This is a genomic window from Shewanella sp. 1CM18E, assembly GCF_023161665.1.
In the GTDB taxonomy this organism is placed as follows: domain Bacteria; phylum Pseudomonadota; class Gammaproteobacteria; order Enterobacterales; family Shewanellaceae; genus Shewanella.
Window position 1 is genome coordinate 173,728 of the sequence record NZ_JALNTW010000006.1, and the last position, 21,008, is coordinate 194,735.

17 protein-coding genes are annotated in these 21,008 nt (G+C 41.5%); 13 read left to right on the forward strand and 4 right to left on the reverse strand.

The features are described from left to right. Positions 1 to 14: 14 nt before the first annotated feature. The 9 genes from MSG37_RS10600 (at position 15) to MSG37_RS10640 (ending at position 11,629) form a co-directional block, all read left to right on the forward strand. Entirely contained in the window at positions 15 to 968 is a 954-nt protein-coding gene (locus tag MSG37_RS10600) for a hypothetical protein (RefSeq protein WP_248470643.1), read from the forward strand. An 11-nt stretch (positions 969 to 979) separates the two neighbouring features. Next, positions 980 to 4,258 carry an ATP-binding protein gene (locus MSG37_RS10605; protein ID WP_248470644.1) on the forward strand — a complete coding sequence of 1,093 codons (3,279 nt, stop codon included), beginning with the start codon at positions 980 to 982 and terminating at the stop codon, positions 4,256 to 4,258. A gap of 2 nt (positions 4,259 to 4,260) precedes the next feature. Further along, positions 4,261 to 4,869, forward strand: a complete 609-nt coding sequence (locus MSG37_RS10610; RefSeq protein WP_248470645.1) for an HNH/ENDO VII family nuclease — start codon at positions 4,261 to 4,263, stop codon at positions 4,867 to 4,869. Further along, the gene (locus tag MSG37_RS10615; RefSeq protein WP_248470646.1) at positions 4,862 to 5,263 is read left to right on the forward strand and encodes an SMI1/KNR4 family protein; all 402 of its coding nucleotides are present in this window, start codon (positions 4,862 to 4,864) and stop codon (positions 5,261 to 5,263) included. Before MSG37_RS10610 ends, MSG37_RS10615 begins: the two co-directional genes overlap by 8 nt. Positions 5,264 to 5,490: 227 nt before the next feature. Further along, a complete protein-coding gene (locus MSG37_RS10620) occupies positions 5,491 to 6,144 on the forward strand; it encodes a HEPN domain-containing protein (RefSeq protein ID WP_248470647.1) in 654 nt (217 codons plus the stop codon). Between the two features lie 635 nt (positions 6,145 to 6,779). Then, positions 6,780 to 8,195 (forward strand): hypothetical protein, encoded by a 1,416-nt coding sequence (locus MSG37_RS10625; protein ID WP_248470648.1) that lies wholly within the window; start codon positions 6,780 to 6,782, stop codon positions 8,193 to 8,195. A 175-nt stretch (positions 8,196 to 8,370) separates the two neighbouring features. Next, positions 8,371 to 9,603 carry a tyrosine-type recombinase/integrase gene (locus MSG37_RS10630; protein WP_248470649.1) on the forward strand — a complete coding sequence of 411 codons (1,233 nt, stop codon included), beginning with the start codon at positions 8,371 to 8,373 and terminating at the stop codon, positions 9,601 to 9,603. A 194-nt stretch (positions 9,604 to 9,797) separates the two neighbouring features. Then, positions 9,798 to 10,025 (forward strand): excisionase, encoded by a 228-nt coding sequence (locus MSG37_RS10635; protein ID WP_108946924.1) that lies wholly within the window; start codon positions 9,798 to 9,800, stop codon positions 10,023 to 10,025. Between the two features lie 947 nt (positions 10,026 to 10,972). Next, positions 10,973 to 11,629: a nitroreductase family protein gene (locus MSG37_RS10640; RefSeq protein ID WP_248470650.1), complete on the forward strand. Its 657-nt coding sequence runs from the start codon at positions 10,973 to 10,975 to the stop codon at positions 11,627 to 11,629. Positions 11,630 to 11,830: 201 nt separating this feature from the next. On the opposite strand, the gene MSG37_RS10645 is transcribed toward MSG37_RS10640, so the two are convergent. Next, positions 11,831 to 12,709: a DNA ligase gene (locus MSG37_RS10645; protein ID WP_248470651.1), complete on the reverse strand. Its 879-nt coding sequence runs from the start codon at positions 12,707 to 12,709 to the stop codon at positions 11,831 to 11,833. 248 nt (positions 12,710 to 12,957) lie between these two features. Between MSG37_RS10645 and MSG37_RS10650 the strand changes: the two genes are divergently transcribed. From MSG37_RS10650 to MSG37_RS10660, 3 genes are all read left to right on the forward strand, one after another. After that, on the forward strand, positions 12,958 to 13,329 hold the full coding sequence (locus tag MSG37_RS10650) for a diacylglycerol kinase (protein ID WP_248470652.1): 372 nt from the start codon (positions 12,958 to 12,960) through the stop codon (positions 13,327 to 13,329). Between the two features lie 410 nt (positions 13,330 to 13,739). Further along, the gene (locus MSG37_RS10655; protein ID WP_248470653.1) at positions 13,740 to 14,612 is read left to right on the forward strand and encodes a hypothetical protein; all 873 of its coding nucleotides are present in this window, start codon (positions 13,740 to 13,742) and stop codon (positions 14,610 to 14,612) included. 281 nt (positions 14,613 to 14,893) lie between these two features. After that, complete coding sequence (locus tag MSG37_RS10660) at positions 14,894 to 15,913, forward strand: GGDEF domain-containing protein (protein WP_248470654.1); 1,020 nt, start codon at positions 14,894 to 14,896, stop codon at positions 15,911 to 15,913. A gap of 172 nt (positions 15,914 to 16,085) precedes the next feature. Here the strand turns inward: MSG37_RS10660 and MSG37_RS10665 are convergent, their stop codons facing one another. The 3 genes from MSG37_RS10665 to pdsO all read right to left on the reverse strand — a co-directional run bounded on the left by MSG37_RS10665 (position 16,086) and on the right by pdsO (position 20,052). Continuing rightward, positions 16,086 to 16,781: a class GN sortase gene (locus tag MSG37_RS10665; RefSeq protein WP_248470655.1), complete on the reverse strand. Its 696-nt coding sequence runs from the start codon at positions 16,779 to 16,781 to the stop codon at positions 16,086 to 16,088. Then, complete coding sequence (locus MSG37_RS10670; RefSeq protein WP_248470656.1) at positions 16,774 to 19,176, reverse strand: marine proteobacterial sortase target protein; 2,403 nt, start codon at positions 19,174 to 19,176, stop codon at positions 16,774 to 16,776. The genes MSG37_RS10665 and MSG37_RS10670 overlap by 8 nt, the downstream gene beginning before the upstream one ends. 111 nt (positions 19,177 to 19,287) lie before the next feature. Next, on the reverse strand, positions 19,288 to 20,052 hold the full coding sequence (gene pdsO / locus MSG37_RS10675) for a sortase-associated OmpA-like protein PdsO (RefSeq protein ID WP_248470657.1): 765 nt from the start codon (positions 20,050 to 20,052) through the stop codon (positions 19,288 to 19,290). Positions 20,053 to 20,299: 247 nt separating this feature from the next. Here pdsO and pdsR point away from each other — a divergent pair, with 247 nt between their 5' ends. Further along, complete coding sequence (pdsR, locus tag MSG37_RS10680) at positions 20,300 to 20,995, forward strand: proteobacterial dedicated sortase system response regulator (RefSeq protein WP_248470658.1); 696 nt, start codon at positions 20,300 to 20,302, stop codon at positions 20,993 to 20,995. Positions 20,996 to 21,008 lie beyond the last annotated feature (13 nt).

The following is a 21,008-nucleotide window of genomic DNA, read 5'->3' on the forward strand; positions in this document are numbered from 1 at the left end:
AGAGGCCTGATACCATGAAAACATCCATAGAACTTGTTGCACCAACGTTGACGCCCGCAGAGTTTAAATCGCAAATCATTAACTTTATTGGAGGTCGGGATTTTAAGGCGGAGCTGCTACGCCAAATATTGTCTGCGTTGCCCGATGACAAGCACGATCTTTTCGAAGACTACCGAACAGATGTTACCACTGACCCTATAAGTGATGACAGTTACAAGTGGGAACGTGAGGGGGGGGCTTATTTCTCCTTACAGCTCCATATGGCGGAAGAAAACTTCTGTTTGAAAAGGCTAGAACATCTCATCGTGGTTAAAAGTCACTTAACTGAGCGAGGTATAGCTGGTTTTTCCCGGCCCACCTCTATTCCATCAACAAACCAAATCGATGCACAACGTACAAAGGAAAACACCATGAGCGCTGATTTTTCATCTGAAGATTTAACAGGCTTTACCCCATCCCGCTCGCTGAACAACTGCGTCAATAATGACGATATTTCCACCATACGTATTGCATTGTTTATGGAAATGAATGATAAGCGGCTTTCGACTGCAGCATTACGTCGGGCCATTGCATGGACACTATCTAAACATCCAAATCTATTTGTCGCTTATGAAGAAAATGCCTATTCCCAAGACATGGTTCTCGATTCTACCAAGTGGAACAAGGATTACTACCATATGCAGGAAGTGTATGCGTCTTCCAACTTCTCATTGGAACGCATCTGGCATATGGTCGCTGTACGTGATCAAGTATTTACTCTTGCAGAAGATGAGCCCCGATCTGCGACAGCGCCCAGCACAAGGCCACAAAGCATGCCGAAGCAGACACACCAGCATCGAGATCAACCATCGACGGGAAGAACTCAGCGTACGGAATCTAAACCTCAAAATAACGTGCTAAATTCGTTGCTGCTGATTGGTGGAGTTGTGGCGGCTATCGCCCTTGTTATTCTGGCTGTCATTGTTTAGTGGGACTAAAGATGAATCTATCTACTACCGAAATGGAGCACCGCGCCTCCCAGACCGAATTGCTTCCCGCACAACAAGAGGCGCTGACGACGCTCTCGACTGCTCATGCATTGGTTAACAAAAGCTATCTTGCTGAACTCAAACACTACAATGTTTTACAGGTGGAAAACCAACAAAGCGTGCCACTTAACCGAGGTAGCGATGTGCGCATTTTCCGTGTGGAACGTCTGGTACAGGAAAACAAGCAATCCGTACTAGAAAGCACCACCGCAGCTTACACTGCATTGGGCGCAGCCGGATACACGGTGTTCCTTTTCCTAAAATCTGACGGAAAAGAGACGCTGCTCTACATTGGCACGCGTGGTGAGCCAGGGAAAATGCTGGGCCAAAACTCGGGCGATTTGTTGCAAGAAACTTTCAAAGGGCATTTCCCTGGCAGTAAGCTTTCCCCACTTAACGGCGCCGATATTGACACCTTATTGGACGAACTCAGTGCAGGCAACTCGTGCAAAACAGTCACCGCAGTTAGCAGCGTGCCGGGCCTTTCTACACAAGACCAGACCCACTTTATGCAAGGGCTAGAGCGTTTTATCGATGCCGCAGAAAACCGTACTTATGAGGGGCTTATTCTCGCCGAGCCAGTTTCCATGCAAGCATTGAATACCGTTCGCACAGGCTATGAGCAGGTGGCGACTCAGCTTTCCGCATTGTCGAACCGCCAATACAGCTATGGCATTCAGGACAGTGATGCTATCAATCTCAGTATCAGTGAAGGACTGAGCCACTCTTTGGGCGAAAGTCTCGGGCTGACCGAAACAACAGGTACCAGTGAAAGTACAACAACATCGGTTTCCCGTTCTCACACCACCAATGAAAGTAAATCCTCGCCAAACAAAAAGGATAAAATAATTGGAATGGGAGCCATGGCACTCGGCTCGGCTGCAGGCATCTTCGCTGGGCCATTAGGGGTCATGATTGGCGGACAAGTTGGAGGACAAGTGGCAAGCATGTTCCAAACAACGGACACTGTCGGCTCCTCTGAATCTACCTCAACGAGTGAAAGCAGCAGTCATTCGACTAACCAGTCGACGGCAACCAGTACCACAACAACAGAAACAGACACACATAGCACGACCAACACCAAAGGCCTAACGCAGACCCACGGCTCAACACAACAAGTGAGTTTTGAGACAGCGGACAAAGGCATTTTGAATATGTTGGAGAAGGTCGACCACCATCTAAATCGTATCAACGAGGCAAAAAGCCACGGTGGCTGGCTCAGTACTGCTTACTTTGTCAGTGACAGCGCCGCCTCCAGTGAAGCCCTATCAAGCATTTTCTTGGGCCTCACCCGCGGAACTCAGTCGTCAATGGAAGATTTTGCTCTGACCACATGGGCAGGAAAAAAGGCCAATGCAATAACGCAATGGTTGGGACAGCTCATGCACCCTCGACTTGAGCCGAGTTTTGCAGGGAATACTCACATCCCCTACCTCACCCCTGCAACCTTGGTATCGAGCAAGGAGATGGCGCTACAGCTAAGCCTTCCTCGCCGTTCCACGTCTACCGTCGTGGTACAGGAAACTGCTGCATTTGGCAGGAAAGTGCAAACACTAAACGCTGACATTGCTAACACCAACTCGCGAACTATTTCATTGGGCCAAGTACGTCACTTGTGGACCGACTTGCCACAAACCGTGGAATTAGACCTTGACCAACTGACCAGCCACACCCTGATCACTGGCTCAACGGGTTCAGGCAAAAGCAATACGGTTTACGCGCTACTGGATCAAGCAATACAGCAAGACATTCCATTCTTGGTCATTGAGCCTGCTAAGGGCGAGTACAAGCACGTCTTCGGAAATCGCTCAGATGTGCGTATTTTGGGCACAAACGACCGATTTACAGAACTACTGAAAATCAATCCGTTTTCTTTCCCTGAACAAACCCATGTCCTTGAGCATGTGGATCGCCTGATAGAAGTGTTCAACGTCTGCTGGCCAATGTATGCCGCAATGCCTGCCATTCTCAAAGATGCAGTACTGAGAAGTTATGAGGCCTGTGGGTGGGATTTGCGTGACTCGACGTCAACACTCAGTTCTCCGTTGTTCCCGACCTTTGCCGATTTGCTTATGCAGCTAGAGTCTGTCATCGCACAATCGGCATACTCGGACGAAATGAAGAGCAACTATACCGGTGCATTGGTCACGCGTGTTCGGTCAATGGTTAACGGACTGAACGGCCAAATCTTTGCCGCTGATGAAATCAGCAATGCCGACCTGTTCGACCGCAACGTCATCATCGATTTGAGCCGAGTTGGGTCTCAAGAAACCAAGTCGCTTTTAATGGGGCTATTGATCATTAGACTTGGTGAATACCGTGCTGAACAAATGCTCATGAACCAGCCTCTCAAACACATTACTGTGTTGGAAGAAGCTCACAATATCTTGCGAGCAAACCCATCATCAAGTGGCGCAGAAGGCGGCAGCGTTGCCGAGAAGTCAGTCGAAATGCTGTCTAATGCTATCGCTGAAATGCGAACGTATGGCGAAGGCTTTATCATCGCGGATCAATCACCGTCAGCGGTGCATATTTCTGCCATTCGCAATACCAACACCAAAATCTTAATGCGACTTCCTGATGAGGCTGATAGGTTCCTTGCAGGGAAAGCTGCAGCCCTTTCGGATGAGCAGCTAGATGAACTAGCGCGTTTACCTAGAGGAGTTGCTGTTATCTATCAAAATGAGTGGCTCGAAGCCGTTCTATGCAAAGTAGAACACTTCTCTGTAGAGTCTGACTTATATCAATATCAAGCCAAGATACCCTCTTTATGGAATGAAGCTGATTATCGCTCACAATTAATTCAATGGCTTCTTGCGCTAAGGTGCAAAGAAAAGTCAACAATTAACCATGGTAATTTAGTACACAATCTAAGCCGAAGTAACTTGCCTACACATATAAAAGTAAATCTGAATAGATACTTCCAGCAATCAGGCGATTTAGCAAACTTACCTATTCACAAAGAAAACCAATTTCTAACATTAGCGAATACTGTAGTGACTCTTTTAGCTTGTGAACAAAAACTATTACTCATAGTGCAAAGTGTAGCTGATGTTCAGGAAATGCATGTCGCACTTCAAGGTTTAATCAAAAGTCTTATGGGGAATCTCTCTACTGCAATGGCCTTATCTGTTGAACAATGTTTTGTGAAGAGTATGACCCAAAAAGGTGGCGACTATCTGCAGCTATACGCTGCTTGGAATAAATTTATTACTAAGGAAGTTGCATAGTTATGGATATATTGGCATTTAAAGAGGTCGTTTCAGAGCTGCCTCCCGCTATTTTTAACTCTTTTGAAAAAACAGAAATAACAAAAGAAGCCCTTAACGAGTTGGATAAACCGATAACAGATAAGCTCAACATCAGGGAAGAGTTGGAACCCTTATCAGAAGAATATAAAGCGGAATTACAAGAGCTTGGCTACTCTGAATCAGTAATAGATGCTATTGGTAGCAAGGAAGAAGCTGATATTTACGGTGAAGCCGAACTAGAATGTATAACTCTCAACGATAAAGATGCTTTGATCCGTACAGACATTGATCTTGAACTTGAAGATGATTTTGGCAATACAAACCTCGAGCGAATGGAAAAGGGTAAATCACCACTAGATCAAAATGGTAAACCTTACGAGCTGCATCATATTGGCCAAACAGCAGATGCTCCCTTAGCTGAATTAACTAAGACTGAACATATAAGCAATGGTAATGATTCCGTGTTGCATGATAAGCAAAAAGAGTCTGAAATAGACCGTACTGAATTTGCTAAAGAAAGGGCCGAGCACTGGAAAGCACGTGCAGAAGATATCAAACAAGAACTAAATTTAGGATTGAACAATGAATAAGCTTATAGCACTTATCGAAGAAAACCAAGCTGACACTTTACCAGCAGAAGAAGTGCAAGTAGCACAAGCTGAGTCACAACTTAGGATAAGTTTTTCGCCAGAATATCGCACCTATCTTCTGGATGTCGGTGTTATTTCTTATGAATCTCACGAGACATACGGCCTTGGAGTGAAAGAAAGCTCCCACCTAAACATTGTGACAGCTTTAAATGATTTCCGCAGTTTTAATGGCTTCCCTTCTTCTCTACTCCCTCTAGCTGATATTGGGGACGGACATTACTACATGTACGATAATGCTTCCCATAAAGTATTGAGTATCGCTATACCTGATATGGGTACAAGGGAGATCAGTAACAACTTAGAAGAGTTTATATGTACGCTTATATTCAATTAGCATAGGTTAATAGCCCTGAATAGGCATTCAGGGCTTTATTAATTACTCCCCACACGGTGGATTATCTCCCCCCAATTAAAGCTTATTTAGCAATTAAGAAAAAACTACTGCAATATTTTCTTATTAATCAAAAGTCTAACTCGAAATTTTAATTACTACTGCCTTGCTTAAGCATTATGATTTTGATTAAATGACCACCAGTGAACATTCCCAAAGAAAAATAACCTATGAGCATCTACGATCAACTGAAGGCCCGCCATCGTCAAGAGCGCGATAGTTACCCTCAAAACCTTTCAGTACGAGTGCACAGAGCTTTAAGTTGGTTAAATAAAGCAGAACAGTGTACTGATGACGATTCTAGATTTACTTTTCTTTGGGTTGCATTCAATGCAGCCTATGCACAAGATTTTGAACAGAAACAACAATTTGGTGAGCGCTTTCGGTACCAAAAGTTTCTATCTAAGTTAGTCAAAATTGATAGTAATAATCTACTCTCACAAATAGTTTGGGATAATTACTCTGGAGATATCCGAGCAATCCTCAGCAATGAGTTCATTTTACAACAATATTGGGATTTTCATTCAGGCCGTATAACAGAAGGTCAATGGAAGGAATCGTTAGCCTTTGCTAAATCTTTATCAAACCGCGCTCTTGGTAATAGCAATACAGCCGAAGTACTAGCGATCCTATTCTCTCGTCTTTACACATTACGCAATCAAATCATTCATGGTGGCGCAACGTTTGACAGTTCAGCAAATAGAAAACAACTTAGAGACTGCACTAATATTCTTGAGAAAATTATTCCCGTAATAATCAGGCTCATGATGGATGGGCAAAACCAGATATGGGGAGAACCTGTGTATCCATTGATAAACTCGTAACCTCAATACTAAATGAAATAGACTTAGTCGACAGAAAATAATTTCTAACCATACTAACTATTTAGCACTACCCAGTAATTACTTTGTCACGCAAACTGTCTATGACGCAACGGAGTCTATGTAGCAACAGCTTCAAATCCAGTTGGCTCCATTAAATTGTGTCTATAATTTAGCTCTCTCTATCAGCAAGTAACTTAGTTAACACTTGCTTTCTTCACGGACCTTAACGTGCTTTATATATCTAGAGCTATCAGAAACTGTAAAACTATTCCTAACATTCTAATGAAGTCGCCCAGTAACGACACGTTCCACATCTCCCCTATCCTGCGATCACCTCCCCCAAGTTAACCCTCCACCAAATCAACGCACAAACCCCAACATCAACTTTCATAAAAACAAAACTTTTTTAAAAAAAATTTCGTATTTTTTTACCCCATTTAAAATCAGCGACTTACACATAAAATAAATAATTAGAGCTTATTCTTTTTTTGGGCGATTTTAAAATTGCTGGTTCAATTCGAGCGTGTTCAACGAATTGGTAACAAATTAATGGTTCAGATTTTAGCTTTAATGCACAGCAAAACAGCAAGCCTTTTGCCTGGTCAACAGAATGTTTCGACGCAGGAGGAAGTGTAATGGGTAGAAAGAGAACACAAGAAAATGCGGATTTACCGCAAGGTTTCTATCGAAAATCTTGTAAGAAGTCTGCATCGGGCTTTGCCTTTCAGATGATTAACCCATTTTATTGCATTGTCGGCGGCCTAAAAAGCGATAAGAAGGTCATCAGTCTTGGTTCTAATTTCGATAGAGCACTTCAAAAATACAATAAAGTTCAAGAAGGGGTTCACGCTTGGAACAAAGCAAATCCAGGCTCAGTGATCACGTCTAGTGGCCTTGTTATTCCACCTCCGGCATATATTAAAGTACCACTTTCAACAGTGGTGACATGTAAATCTAGTCTAAAAGTACGAGACCTTGTTGCCTTTACTAAGAATAAACAAAGAATTCATAAAAGCCACGGCAGCATTAGCCCGACGACTGAAAAAAACTACCTAGTGCAGCTAAACAAAATTGAAGCATGGTGGGGCGAAAGCCCTGCAAATCTGATTAGTAGCGCTAATATACAAGCTCATATCAACCAGCTTTTAGAGAAAGAGTCGTATCGCACTGCAAAGGAGCTTAGAAGCATGTACTCAAAAATGTTGAAAGCTTGTTACACAGAAGGCCTGGTGAGCTTTCCTTTTAACCCTGTCGAGCATACAGAACCGGTAAAAGTTCCAGTAAAACGTAGCCGTATCTCAGAACGAGTATTCAAACTCATACTCAGCACATTAGAAAAGAAGCCCTTCTTAAAGTCTGTAATCGAACTTGCTACAACAACTGCATTACGTATTACAGATTTGTGCTTAATACGCATAGCAAAAGGTGAAGATTGGGATGAACGAGTTAAGCATTTTGAGCAAAATGCTAGCTATAGAGCACAAGCCAGCCAAAGCTTTCAATCTCGAGTTGATTTAGCCCCTTATAGCTATGTCGATCAAGATAAAGGTGAACTGGTCATTTATCAGCAGAAAACGAGACACGTTGTTAAGTTAAAACTTAGTCACCGTGTCAACAAAGATCTACCTAGCTTAGGCGAAATTATTATGGATTTATTAAAGCAGGTAACTATCGATTCAACGTTCTTACTTAAAGAGCCTGCAAGTAAAGAGAACAAACCGATTAGCCCTGAAAAGTTATCCAAAACACTTACAGCTCTAGTCCATAAAGAGATCAAGTTGGACTGGTTAAACAGCAAAGCACCAACCTTTGCGGAACTGAGACCACTTGGGCGAAACCTACTTCAAGAGTTCGAAACTGAATTGGGTTCAAGCCCAGCAAAGTGCAATTCAAACAACAGAATAACGCAAAGTTCAACCATACAAGAAATAGCCACTAATGCCCCAGTGGTAAGCACGTCATCTGATATGTTGGGTCATAAGAACATGAAACCGATGTATGCTTACTTGCAGAAAAGAGATCTGACGTTGCAAGAATCTCAAGGCTTTTAACAAGTGACAATTTTTTACCGACTCAACAAGCCAGCGGTTTAAGGTGGGTTAAAATGGAAGAAAATCTTTAACTTCGTTAAACATGTTTCTTTACTATTACCATTTTTTTCATACACTTACAATAAGGTGCTTAGAATGAATTTGACTAATGAGAAACCACTTAAATCAGCATGGAGTGCTCAATCTTTATATAAAAAGAGACCGCCGGGCTAAAAACGGAATAGCTTGCCAATATCGAGATCCAAGATATGGAAAAGCAGCCTTTGGAGAAATTAAACAATATCGCTCACTCGGTAGCAATATTAACTCTGCGATGCAGCAGGCTATGGCGCTAAACGCCATAATTATCCCTCAAATAGTCAGCAAAAGAGTTTCAGCAATTATTAATGCGCCAACACTGTCTGTGCAGCATTTGAAGCTATCTAAATGGATTAAAAGCTATATCAAGCTTCATGAAGAAAGGTTAAGCCTAGGCCAAATAAAACCTAATACTTGGCGAGCAAAGAAACACGTATTAGGAACGATTGAGAAGTACCATGGAAAACTGCTAATCAGCAGCATCACAACAAAACACATTAAGCAATTACTGGACATTTACACTAAACAGGGTAAAAACCGGACGGCTCAATCCATACGCTCAGTCTATATCGACCTGTTTACTGAAGCAGCACAAGCCGGAGAAATTGCATCGGACTTTAACCCTGCTAAAGTCACTAAAAACCCAACATCTAAAGTAGAAAAGTCACGGATCTCTATCGTTCAGTTTGAAGCAATATGTCACCAGCAAACATACGCGCCATATTTATTCAGCTACCAACTGGCTTTATTGACTGCCCAGCGTAGAACTGATCTCTGTTTACTAAGAAAAAACAAAGGTGATGACTGGCTACACCGTTTTGAGCAATACAAAAAGAACCCAAATCACTTCATTACAAACTCGAATGGTTACGCTTCATTTGCAGATTTAGTGGAGCATGCCCCCTACTCTTTTATCGAAGATGATTTCCTACATATATTTCAGCTAAAAACTGGCAAGCTATTAAAAATCCCCTTAATGCTGTCAATTCCTGATCTAAATCTTTCGCTAGGAGAAATCATTAAACAAACAGCAATATGTAAAGACTCAGAATTTGTGCTTCACCACACCGTTTCAAGAACAGCAAACAAGACTGGCGATCCTATTCATCCTGACACATTGTCTCGTTCTTTTAAAAGCGCTCGAATAAAAGCTGAAATAAACTGGCCAGGAACACCTGCATCATTTCACGAAATTAGATCGCTTTCGGAGCGTATATACCGCAACCAAGGTATTGATACCAAGGTTTTATGCGGCCACTCAGACCAAAGAATGACTGATCGCTATAATGATCAGCGAGGCTTTGGATGGGAGGAAGTCAAACTTATCTAATTTCTACCATACAAAATTTCAATAAGTTTTTAAAAGTTCACTTACTACAAAAAAAATCCACCTATATCTAATTGTATTTAAAGAAATAACAGAAATTCGTTAAGTTTATTTTAAGGTTAGAGCTTAACCCCTGTTTTGGTCGATTTTTGGCTATTTGTTCCAATGACCCTATTCACATAAATAGGGTTGTTCAAATGCAAGATTTACTGACATTAAAAGAGTGGTTCAAAAGTAACTTTGACGGGCTTTACTGCCCAAGAAAGGTGACGCGTTGGGCTAGTCAGGGGCAACTTCACCCAGCGGCAATAAAGATTGGTAAAACCTACTATGTACAGCCTGCCACAAAGCGGGAAACGCCTAAAAAGCTCAATAATGTTCAAGCTAAAATCTCGCGTGAACTAGAGGCACTATTTAGTAACTAAAAGCCAGCCCCTCTCCAGTTAAATAGAGCTATCAGCCTAGCTGCATAGCTCTCTCTTTTATTAAAGCTAAAAACGCCAATAGAGTTAACGTGACTCAAAATCGTAATTTAGTGTCTTGTATGTCTATCTCAGCCTCCCTCTCTATATCTATTCAGAACTTGCTAACTATGAGCTAATGACTTGTGTTGAATCAATAGGGTCGCATCACTCGCATCAAGGGTTAAACCTCGATGAATCCCGCGAATTTAATTTTGATTAACCATGACAGCCATTACAAATAGTCGAGTTTTCGTATCAACAGCTGCTATCTAGCTAAGCCCTCAACTGCACTTTAAAGCCTACACTCACAGCATTCATTACCTAAGCTCAAGTCCACATTTAAACCGATATTGCAGCCAGGAACTATGCCTAGTTTTTCGAGATAAAAGCTTATTCAGAGGGCGGTTAATGTTAGGGGATTTTAGGGTATTTTTTGGGGAATTTTGGACGACACTTTTAATTGATTGATTTTAAAGGATAAAAAACCTATCACCTATGTTGCCCATACATACAAATAGAACAGACTTAATTTTTATCGGCATAGCGCCCTCATTAACTATCTATATAATGCGTTATTCAAACAATGAGATTAGGCATTTAGTCTCTAAATTCAATGTTTTTGCACTCGACGACATATAAATCAAATCCCTATCAGTAGCGTGACGAGACACTCAGACGCATATTGTCTTGTCCGCTATGTTGATTAATCCACTTGTTGCCTACACTGAATACCGCTTCAAACTAAACTAAAGATGTAACTTTATCATTCACTATTATTTCGATAATTCTATTATCAACAAAATCTTGATAATCATTCAATTAAAACACTATTTTTCAAGTTGAGATATACAGGTAGCATAGCGGCAACTTTTAAATTGGTTCCACCGCTGAAACATTAGGAAACGAATATGACTCACCCAATTATTGCTGATCTAGAAAGCCGTTACACTGCAAAGCGCTACGATGCATCTAAGCGTATTCCTCAAGCCGATCTTGATGTGATTTATCAGGCGATGAACCTTTCTGCATCATCTATCAATTCACAGCCTTGGAAATTCATTGTGATTGAGAGCGATGAAGCTAAGCAGCGTATGCATGATACTTTTGCAAATAACTTCCAGTTTAATCAGCCACATATTAAGGCAGCCTCACACATCGTATTGTTTGCTCACAACCCAAAGTATAGCCGTGAAGATTACGCTAAAGTGGTTGATAAAGGCATTGTAGACAAGCGCTCAAAGCCAGAAGAAAGAGAACAAGCATTTGGCGCCTATGCATTCGTTGAGCTAAACACTGACGAAAATGGCGACAATTCAACTTGGACTAAAGCACAAACTTATCTTGCTCTCGGTAACACTTTACACGTACTTGCACGTTTAGGCATCGACTCTACCACCATGGAAGGCGTTGATAGCGATCTTATTGGTGAGATCTTTAAAGATGAGCTTGATGGTTATGTGTGTGGCGTTGCTTTAGCTATGGGTTACCACCACAGCGCAGAAGATTATAATGCTGCATTACCTAAATCACGTCTGCCATTAGAGCAAGTTTTACAGGTACTGTAATCGTTTGAACTAGCGAGCTAAATCGTTATGTAAGTAGTTCGCAGCTCTAAGATAGACCCAATGAATGTCTTACAAGGCTCAAGATTAAATTCTTGAGCCTTTTTACTATTTGCAACTTAAACAAAATATAAAGTGCTTCATTCAAATTTAATAGCTCGACTATAAATAAAAACCGTTAATTTAAATCCTTTTCAGGCTTCGCTATTGAGCCGCCCTTACTCGTAAAAAGCTAGCAAACCTCGGCGTGCCCTTTTGCGTCAAACCATAATACTTATAGGTCACTAAACTACCGACTTTAGGGGGATTTAAACGCTGCGCTTTACTTAAACCGCTACCAAGGTTAAATATTTTGCCCTGCTCGTTTTCAACGACCAAAGCTCCAAGCATGCCACTAAACTTTCCTTTACCCTCTTTGTGAGCAATAACGGTGGCCTCCGCATCGTAAAAAGGCTTCAACTTTACAATATCTTGACTACGTCCAACCTGATAAATCGCTGATTTTTTATGTAGCATCAAACCTTCCCCGCCCTCATCGATAATAGCTTGCAAGCGGGTATCAAGCTGCTGTGTACTATTAAAGGAGTATTGATCAACTACCTTTAAATAAGGGCTGAGATCATTTAGCTCATTCATCGCCTTTTGATACCTTAACTCAAATCTACTAGTCTCGGCAGGTAAGTCAAAAACCATAAATCTTATGCTCTGCCACTCTTTGTCTGTCGCCCTTGATTTTCTTACTATCCCGGATACTTGCTCAAATGCGCCGCGCTTTATCCAGAGCTCACCATCAAGTGGATAGCTTGGGAAGCCCTTAACAAACCAATTAGGTACTGGAATTTTTCGCCCTGAGCGACTGTACATTGCGCCACCATCCCAATAACCTCTTACACCATCGAGTTTTTCACTGATTAAGTAATCAGATAAATTGGTAACTGGTTTAGATTGTGTTGATGCGAGTTGAATTGAGGGCCTAACGCTATTTAATATAGATTGCTGTTCAGTTTGTGCGTGAGCGCTAGCCAAAGGAGTTACATTAAATACCAAAATGAGGATAAACAACAAAGTGTGTCTGACTAACATATAGGGGCTCCTAGCAATTAACCGCTTCACGTCCTGTGAAACCTTTAATTAGTTTAGGCACGATCTTTATCATGTGCCAAGGCGCTGCTTATACCTATTTATCTGGCGTCCTAAAAGTTACCTCTCTATATCTATAAAGCTATCTTGCTAACCATTTATCAGCGAAATCTTCATGTTATACTCTGCAAAATTTTGATTAAAAATGCCAATTAAACGTTATTAAGCGGCGTTAGCACACATGGAATATTATGAAACCAGCGAATAACCAAGGCATAAAGCGCGTAATTAGAGCAACTGGATTTTCAGTGCAAGGCTTGAAGTCTGCATGGAAAAACGAAGCCGCATTTAGACAGGAGTTGGTTTTAGCTGCAATCATGTTGCCGATAGCACTTTTAGTAGACGCGACAATCATCGAGCGGATCTTACTTATTTTCGGTTTATTTTTGGTATTAATCGTTGAATTAATCAACTCTGCTATTGAAGCTGTTGTAGATAGAATTAGTGATGAACACCATCCTTTAAGCGGACAAGCAAAAGACATTGCATCTGCAGCCGTATTTATGAGCCTAGCATTTTGCGCTCTAACCTGGGCACTTATCCTTATTCCAAAATTATTTTAATCCCCCTTACTGCTTTACATAGCAACCCGCCCTCTAAAATCACAAATATCGTTATGAGATTTTATAGGGCTACAATCAGTACTCTTTTTTGTACTCTTTTTTGCATATAAATGTAAACTCAATTTTATTGAGCCCAGACAGCGCACCAAACCAGACGCCTTATTTAACCGATATAGCCTTAATTAATAAAATAATCAGAACATATTACAGGCCACAGTTCCTCAATACAAAACCTTCAACTCCCGCAAAAACTCGCCCCCCATCCTTTTAAGTTGCTTTAGACAAAACAAGATGTAATTTTTTGAAACAATTTATTCACAAATCAAAAGTTCCTGCTATGCTAGAGCTCGAACAACAAAAAGCGCTATTGATTTGAACAAATAAAAATAAGAACGACGGAGTGACTTTTAATGCTTAAAAGTTTCATCATTCGCAGCATGACTTTGCTTGCTTTTATCGCAAGCCCTTTGGCTTTTGCCGAAAACAATACCATTATTCGTATCGGTGGTTTTTATGCAAACACCGACTCAACGATTGATGTAAATGACCCTATTTTAGGCAATGCATTCGCTCTTGATTTTGAATCTGATTTAAAATTAGAAGAATCGCAGTTTTTACCGTTTTTCGAATTTTCCCACCACTTTAATGACCGCCATATTTTATATGTAGACTGGAAGCAGCTTCATCGTAATGCCATGGTCCAATCGGTTGAAAAGCCTTTTCAGTTCACTTGGGATGATACAACCTACGATATCAAATCAGGGATCTCGCTCGACTCAACTCTTAATATCGATATTATGCGTGTCGGCTACGGTTACGATATTTGGCAGGGCGACAACTATGATGTAGGTGTTTCTGTTGGTTTGCATGCTATGTTTATCAAAACGGCATTTAAAGGACGGATAGGGATCTGTGATTCAGATACTGAAACACGTTGTCCAGACACCATAGATGTACCTAAAGTAGTTGATGAAAAATTGTCAGCTCCACTACCTGATATTGGTGTCTATGGCGCTTATGAATTTTACCCTGGCTTTAAATTAAATGGTCATGCGCAGTATTTCTATATCAAACTAGATGATTTAAAAGGTGGACTGGTGGATATTCGCCTCGGTGTCGAAGCAGAAATCAGTGAAAATTGGCATATGACAGCTGCATTTAACTACTACGAAGTCGATGTTGAATACACGTCTACTTTTACAGAAGCTGACATCAAGCTTGCTGACTACAATATTTACTACAGCTTCACCGGCCCAATGCTATCTATTAGCTATCAGTTCTGATCTTTTAGTTACCAAGATTATATTTAGCCACTCGTTGTCGTTAAAGCTCTCGCTTTAAGCAAGTTTATGTGTTTTGCGCATTATATAGCAGTGGCCGCGCTCTAATCCCACCAGCAAACTAATACCAATCAGTATAAAAATAAGCACTTGAAGATTAACAATATACTTTTTCCAGTTTAGCCTAAGTTAAAAACATAATAGAATGTTGCCAAAAGATAATTGGCGCAGATAAAAGCCTTTTGCATTACCGCGCACATATAAATATCGGATAAAGGATCACAATGGCGAGTCCACTGCTAAAGGAATCTGCGACTAAGTTAAAAAAAGCGATTCCCTTAATGCTAAAGCATCAAATACCTACCACGCCAACAAACTATGCGCTTTGGTACGCTTATGTGGGTGAAAACAGCCCCTCCCTTAATCAGCATTTAGACAAGGTTGTTAGCCAGTATAATACTTGTCCACCGAGTCAGAGCGAACGTCTTTACCAAGAGTTTTTGTCTGATCCCGTTGAGCTTGATCTTGTCGATATGCGCCAAAACCTTGATGCTATGGTTACTGAGTTATCGCAATCAATAAAAGATACCAATCTCGATGCGACCCAATTCCAGAGTAAAATAGATAATAATTACAATAGACTAAATAAGATAGAGAACGACGGTTTTACTATCGAAGAAGTGCTTACTGTCGTAAAAAACTTAGTAAAAGACTCTAATGAGATAAGAATAAGTGCTAAACATTTTTCGGAGCAATTAGCCAAAGCGCAATCTGAAATCGATAGCTTAAAACATCAACTCAAGCAGTCAGAGCATGAAATGTTATTTGACGCTTTAACTCATTCATTAAATCGCCGTGCATTTAATAACGATCTAAAAGCAATTATTGAACAACAACCTCAAGGGCTTTGCTTGATCATCGCTGATATTGATCACTTTAAAGCCTTTAACGATACCTATGGCCACCAATTAGGTGATCAAGTGCTCAAGGCGGTAAGTAAACGTTTAGAGGAGTCTTGCCAAGATGGCACTAAATTGTATCGCTTTGGCGGCGAAGAGTTTGCCTTAATTGTACCCAAATCTGAAATAAGACGTGCTCGCCACCTTGCTGAATCGATGCGAAGAAGCTTAGAGAAGTTACTACTAAAAGATAAACGCAAAGGCACCACCATTAATAACATCAACGCCTCATTTGGTGTGGCTGAATACAAGCTAAATGACAGCGACAGTGCGCTTATTGAACGCGCTGATAAACAGTTATATGAGGCAAAACGCTTGGGCCGCAATCGAGTCATGCCACTGTAAAGCCTTAGGGGTTAATCCATTAGAACCTAGCTTGCTGTATTGATATAAATACAGCAAACTAAATAAGATTGACTACCAAGCCGATATTTACCTCACCAAATATTAGCTGAATATTTATCGTACATTAGTCTTTACTATGAGTCATTAATGCAACAAGTTGCAATCGATAGCTTTAGTTAATTGGCACAGCTTGAACAACAAAGCGCTGCTCTCCTCCAGCAAACTCTGCACCAAAGGGGTAACAGGTAACTAAAGTTAATACGCTTTCGCCGCTATCTTCAGTCACACTCATATCTGACTCATGCACCACTTCAGCCATAATCACCTTGTACACCAGACTTTTACCTGTAGCACTTTGTAGGCGAATTAGCTGACCGAGTTTGATGCTATTAAGCCGAGCAAAATGAGTGTCTCGGTGGCCTGCAATCACTGTATTACCACGGCTATTAATATTAGCGGACGACAACATTTGCGCTGGTCCAAATGCCAAATTGCGACCCGACGCACCAGCAAGCACATATAAACTATCGCCATTTAAACGAGCATGCTCACTATCGTAATCGCGAATATCAGCAGGCAAAAAGTCCATTTTTGCCACCGGGTGCGTATCAGCCCAAGACCAAGGTTTATGCGGCCTCCTCTCCTGTAATGTTTTTTGCCATGCTTGCTGAATTAAAAATTGTGCAAAATGTGCTTTAGCTTGCATATATCCCCCTTGAGCCATTAATAAAGCGCCAACTAGTAATAGTGACCAACAACAGATCCGGTGAAAGTGGCGAGCTTTATTGCTTACCTCAGCTAAACCGCCGCCCTTACGCTTATAGTTACCTGTAAAACGCTGATAAAAAAAACCACTAAAATTAGTCATCAGTCGCGCTTCTAGCAAATGACAAACGATACAAGAGTGCTAATAACAACAGCATGCCGCCAAAAATCAACAACACATAACTATTGGTGCCTGTCTGCGGCAGTGTCTGATTTAAGCCTTGAAGATTACTTTGCCAGCCATGAGGTAAATGCTGCTCAACATTCGCATCAACCGAAGAAACGCCTTGAGGCTTAATCGGTGTTACATCAACGGCAACTAAACTGGTATAGGCGCTCATAATATGAAAGTTCATTGCAATTGCGGTTATTTGCTTTTCAATTCGTTGTTTATTCGCGCTCTGCTTAGTTAGCTCTAAAGCTGCAATTTGCTTACGCGCCCAGACTAAATCTAAACCTTTAGCCTGCTCGCTGCTGTTAAGTGCCAAACGTCGCTGCCAGAAGTGGCCTGCTAATTGCCCCTCAATCAGTAGCTCATTATTCACATAACTTGGAATACGCACTGCCACTAGAATAGGTTCGTGTGCGTATAGGTCGGGGATATTCACTGGCCAGTAGTCTGGTACACTACCATCACTAAATTTAAGGTCGACATCTGTCACCTGCGGCTTCTCAAGCTTTTCTAGCAAATTAACGACTTTGCTATTCACTTCATCCATCTTACCTATGTAGGTGTATGTTCCCCGGCCAAGCTCAGCAGCACGCTGCATAAAGTGCGCATTAGGTGCAGAGCCAATACCTATCGTAAATAGTCGACTATCTGCTAGCTGGTTGCGTATTTGCTCAAATAATCCTGACTCATTTGCTACCGCGCCATCAGTGATAAATAACACTTGCCGAATAGAATTGCCGCTACGATTCTGAGGCTCATTATTTTCCCCTTGCCAAGCAAGGTGACTCTTTTGTTGATTAAGCGCCGCATCTAGAGCAAGAGCCATCTCAGTGCCACCGTCAGCCTGTAAGCGGTTAATGTAATTTTGAGCACGACCTATATTGATAGCGCTCGCAGGCATTGCCTGTTGCGACCATTTGGCAACACTAGAGTTAAACTGCAAAATGTTAAACCTATCTTGTGGCCTAAGTCCTGCTAACGCATGCTTTAGCGCAGATTTTGCCTGAACAATTGCATCACCAGACATAGAGCCTGATGTATCAATCACGAGAATAAGTTCTCTTGCAATTGTATTGACTTGTTCAGTTTGCCCTTGTGGCGGCATCAGCATCACCAAAGCATACTGTTCAGCACTTTTACTGTGACTGATTTCATCTTGAGCCGTTGAAGCTTGCCCCTTCTGAATTGGCTCTTTTTGATGCGTTTTACCTTGTTGCGAAAATACCGCTGCTAAAGGCTCGCTGCCTTGAACAGGTTCCCAAGTCAGTACAAAGTCGCGGTTAGCTATTGCGTCACTGACTAGACTAACTTGAGCTGCTGCGTTTTCAATCATATTGATATCAATTTGATGATAGGGGCTAACAATATTTTCTATCGCCATAGCAGTATCAAATTTAACCTTGATGGAAACAAGATTTTGTTGTTGCTTTGCTTCATCAAACTGAGTTGCAGAGCCTGCGGCATTGCTAGGCAGCTTTGCAATAGCTGCCACATGTTGATGAAATACCTCGTTTGATAGCTCACCTTGCTTAGCGAGTTCGCTTTTATTGGCAAGCAGTTGCTTATTATATTCCGCATACTCTTGTGGCTTAATTCGCGCCATAATTTGCTCGCTTAAACTCTGTGCATCACCTTGTGCCAAATTTGACAGAGGGTTTTGTGGACTATCGACTCCACTTTTGGGGGCATAACGTGGCGCTACAACCATAGGGAAGCGCAAGCTAAATTCGCCATCACGATAATCCAGCGTTTCTTGATATGTCAGCTCTACTATTAAGGTTTGTCCTGGTGCTAAATTCGCCACGTTGGCGCTAAAAATATTTGCGCGCTTTTGCTCCAGTAAACTTGCTTGTTTGCCTTGGGATTTAGCTTTCTCATATACCGCTTTGGCCTTGGCTTTGGGCTGTATTTGCCCTTCTATAACTCTATCGCCAATGTGTAATTTAAGTTGATCGACTGCCGCCTCGTTAGGCAGCGGAAACAGATATTGACCATTAACCCAATCTGTTGAAGCATTGGTAAACTCATGGCGCACTGCAACCCGATTAGTCCAACCAGAAACTTGCATATTGACATCGGTTTTCATTGGTAAAGCCAAAGTCACATCACCATATTGGTTAGCAAAAACTAACGTACCTTGGCTTATTGGCTCGGTCTGTAATCCATTTTCCTTAGTAAGCGCCTCTGTCGTAGATAACGCAAATGCTTGCTGCGATACAAAAACAGATATCACTACTATTGCAAGTGGGGTTACGATTTTGCCGAAAAACTTTACTATGGAGTTCGGCGCTTTAAGCTCAGCATGAAATGTTAAATACCCTGCCATTTTTACTTCCTTAATCCTTGTCAGCATCACGCTGCACCTTGGGTGAACCCACTTGCTATTAGTTTGATTAATTCAATATTTAGCGATGTGAGCTCACTTCAAGTAATCCCTTTATTTGGCAGAAATAGCTGCTATCGAACCTTCTTGATTTTGCAGTTTTAAGGTCACGCGGCGGTCAAAGAAGTCATTTTCAAAACTTTGCTCAGCCATTAATGGAGAAGAGTCACCAAAGGCTTGTTTGTGTAAACGAGCTTCATCGACACCTTGTGCAACCAAATAGCTTTTCACTTCGGCAACTCGTTGTTCAGATAAGGCCTGGTTATAATCGCCATCACCACGGCGATCAGCGTAACCAGTTAAATCTAGTGTTAGTTCTGGCGATAGCGACATGGCATAGGCGATATCATTTAACTGACTTTGAAAATGTGGTTCTATGGTTGAAGAACCCGTTTTAAATTGCACATTCAAGCCTAATGCTAACTCTGTTAACTTTTGCTCCTGAGCCATTTTTAAGCTGGTTAATTGTTGCTGCGCTTGTTCATATTGATCTGAGAGCTCAACCAAAGACTGGTTTTGCTGATTAAGCGCGACTAATTGCTGCTCTTTTTCATCTAGCATGGCTTGCTGAGTTTTAATTGCGTCATCATCACCTACTGACTTACCCACTAAGGTACCGGTAAATGCACCAATAATGGCGCCAACCGGACCACCAACAACAGCGCCGAGTACGATGCCTGAGGTAAGACCAATTAGTTCTTCATTATTGCTTGATTCTGCAGTTGCCGTTTGCTCAAGCTCAACGCTTTTCGATGCAGCCGCCTGAGTTGAAAATACAAGTGCGCCAATAACTAAAGTAGAGATAAGTTGCTTTTTCATAATGTTCCCCTTGGGTATCCGTTCAATCCGATTAGTCAACACCAATCGATGAGTTAAGTTGGTTAAGCGTCATTGTTTCGATGAGGCTATTAAAACTGATTGAAATGGCTTTTCAGGGGAGCAAAAATGGCGATTTGCAGTTCAATTGTGGCAACAATATGGCAATCACGGCTTGCGACTTCAAACCTATTAATTTTGCTGTATAGTCACAATCAATTAGACAGTTAAGGCCTGAAATAAAGACACCATGAAACGTATTGCAATAGTTGAAGATGAAGCAGCAATTAGAGAAAACTATAAAGAAGTACTGCAGCAACAAGGTTACTGTGTTCAAGCCTACGCCAATCGCCCGCAAGCGATGCAAGCTTTTAATACACGTCTACCCGATCTTGCGATTATTGATATTGGTCTTGAAAATGAAATAGATGGCGGTTTTACCCTGTGCCAATCACTGCGTGCAATGTCGAGCACCTTACCAATTATCTTTTTAACCGCGCGAGATAGTGATTTTGATACCGTGTGTGGCCTGCGTCTTGGGGCTGATGATTACCTAAGTAAAGACGTTAGCTTTCCGCATCTTATTGCTAGGCTTGCAGCTTTATTTAGACGCTCAGATCTTAAAAATGTCAGCATTGATGAAAGCCACTTAGTCGAACACGGTTTGTTAACCATTGATGTTAACCGCATGCAGGTATTTTGGAGTGGTGTACAAATAGAGCTAACAGTAACAGAGTTTTGGATGGTTCATGCCTTAGCCAAACGTCCAGGCCATGTGCGACAGCGCCAAGAATTGATGCAAGAAGCTAAAATCTTTGTTGATGACTCAACTATCACTTCCCATGTAAAGCGCATTCGTAAAAAGTTTATCGCGCAAGATCCCAATTTCGACTGTATTGATACTGTTTACGGTATGGGTTATCGCTGGGATTCTCATAATCAATGATGTTTGAACACAA